Origin of the sequence: Bradyrhizobium sp. PRIMUS42, assembly GCF_023006515.1 — a bacterium.
Lineage (GTDB): Bacteria > Pseudomonadota > Alphaproteobacteria > Rhizobiales > Xanthobacteraceae > Bradyrhizobium.
This window is the reverse complement of sequence record NZ_JALBGZ010000911.1, coordinates 1-2,166: the sequence shown is the minus strand read 5'-3', so window position 1 is coordinate 2,166 and position 2,166 is coordinate 1. Positions and strand designations below refer to the sequence as shown.

The following is a 2,166-nucleotide window of genomic DNA, read 5'->3' as shown; positions in this document are numbered from 1 at the left end:
AGGGCGCCGAGCGGCCGGTCCAGGACGAGCGCGCGCGTGCCGAGGTCCTCGCCGCGCTCGAGGCCGTCGATCTCGTCGTCATCTTCGAGGAGGACACGCCGATCGACTTGATCACCCGGATCAAGCCTGGCGTGCTGGTGAAGGGCGGCGACTACACCCGCGAGCAGGTGGTCGGCTACGAGGTCGTCGAGGAAGCCGGCGGAATGGTCGTGCTGGTCGACATCCTCCAGGGCTTCAGCACGACGGCGCTCGTGCATCGCGCACGGGGAGGCGACAAGTGACCGCGCTCGCACGCGAGACGACCGGCGAAATGTTGCTTCGCCGTCTGCGCAGTCCGGCCGCCTGGCGCGAGACCGTCGATATATTCGCGGTCCTGACCGCGGCATCGCTACCCTGGTCGACCTCGCTCACGGGAATCTTCAATGCGCTGATGCTGCTCTGCATGGTGCCGTTCCTCGACGTCCGCGCGTTCCTGCAATCGCTGAAGCGTCCGATTTGCATTGCGCCGATCGCGCTGGTCCTGCTCGCGCTGGTGGGGACACTCTGGTCGGACGCGACCTGGGGCGCGCGCTTCTACGCGGTCAATCCCACCATGAAGCTGCTCGTGCTGCCGGTCCTGCTCTATCATTTCGAGCGATCGCAGCGCGGCCACTGGATATTCATCGCCTTCCTGGTGTCCTGCGCCTTGATGTCGGTGATGTCCTGGCTGGTCGCCTTCTACCCGAACCTAGCGCTCAAGACCGATCCGCCCGAACGCGGCATCTTCGTCAAGAACTACATCAACCAGAGTCAGGAATTCGCGCTTTGCGCCGTTGCGCTCGCCTATCCGATCGTGACGCTGCTGCGCGAGAAGCGATATTGGTTCGCCGGGCTGCTCACGGCGCTGGCGCTGAGCTTCTTCGTCAATATGACCTTCGTGGTGGTGTCACGCACCGCGCTCGTCACCGTTCCGATCATGTTCGGTGTGTTCGCGCTGCTTCACCTCAAATGGCGCAGCATTGCGCTCATCTCTGCCGCTTTGCTCGTCGGCGCCGTTCTCGCCTGGCAGGCCTCGCCGCATTTGCGCCACACCGCCGAGAGGTTTTCCGACGACTACACGCGCTATGTCGAGAGGGGCGAGCCGACCTCGCTCGGCCTGCGGCTCGAGTTCTGGCGGAAGTCGCTCGGCTTCTTCGCAGAGGCGCCGATCATAGGGCATGGCACCGGCTCGACGCGCGGATTGTTCGAACGCGTCGCGACGCCCAGCGGTCTGTACCAGGCTTCTGCCGAGGTGATAGGCAACCCGCATAACCAGACCCTCAACGTTGCCGTGCAGTGGGGCGTGATCGGCATCGCGGTTCTCTACGCGATCTGGATCCTGCATCTGCTGCTGTTCCGCGGCGACGGGCTTGTCAACTGGATCGGGCTTCTGGTGGTGGTGCAGAACGTCTTCACCTCGCTGTTCAACTCCCATCTGTTCGACTTCCACGAGGGCTGGATGTACGTCATCGGCGTCGGCGTCGCCGGCGGCATGGTGATCCGGGCACAACAGCGCGAGGCGAAGATGGGGGAAGCCGGTTCCTGAGCGGCCGCGCGGCTGGCAAGTCTGGTCCAGATGGGCTATCAGCGCGGTCAGGTTGCATTTAACTGGGTTTTCATCGGTCGGCGGATGACGCGTCTTTCGCATCTCACCTTGCGCAATTTCCTGATCGCGCTCCACGACCTGCTGGCGACCGCGGCAGCGCTTTTTGCCGCCTTTTATCTGCGATTCGAGGGTGGTGACGGCTTCTTCGACCGCTTGCCGTTGCTGTTCCAGATCCTGCCCTACTTCCTCGCCTTCAGCGTGGTCGTGTTCTTCATCTTCAATCTGACCACGACGAAATGGCGCTTCATCTCGCTGCCTGACGCGCTGAACATCATCCGCGTCGCGACCGTGCTGACGGTCGCCCTGCTCGTGCTCGACTACATCTTCGTCGCCCCCAACGTCCGCGGCGCCTTCTTCCTCGGCAAGGTGACGATCGTCCTCTACTGGTTCCTCGAGATATCCTTCCTCAGCGCGCTGCGCATGGCCTACCGCTACTTCCGCTATACGCGGGTGCGGCGTCACGCCAGAGGCGGGGAGGCCGCGCCGACGCTGTTGATCGGCCGCGCCGCGGATGCCGAGGTGCTCCTGCGCGGCATCGAGAG

1 protein-coding gene and 2 pseudogenes are annotated in these 2,166 nt (G+C 63.9%); all 3 read left to right on the top strand.

Annotated features, from left to right (window positions below):
- A pseudogene (locus MOV75_RS35555) lies at positions 1–281 on the top strand (bifunctional heptose 7-phosphate kinase/heptose 1-phosphate adenyltransferase); the annotation flags it as partial.
- A complete protein-coding gene (locus MOV75_RS35550) occupies positions 278–1,564 on the top strand; it encodes an O-antigen ligase (RefSeq protein WP_246932193.1) in 1,287 nt (428 codons plus the stop codon). The pseudogene MOV75_RS35555 and the gene MOV75_RS35550, both read left to right, overlap by 4 nt.
- A gap of 84 nt (positions 1,565–1,648) precedes the next feature.
- Positions 1,649–2,166: pseudogene (locus MOV75_RS35545) on the top strand (capsular biosynthesis protein); the annotation flags it as partial.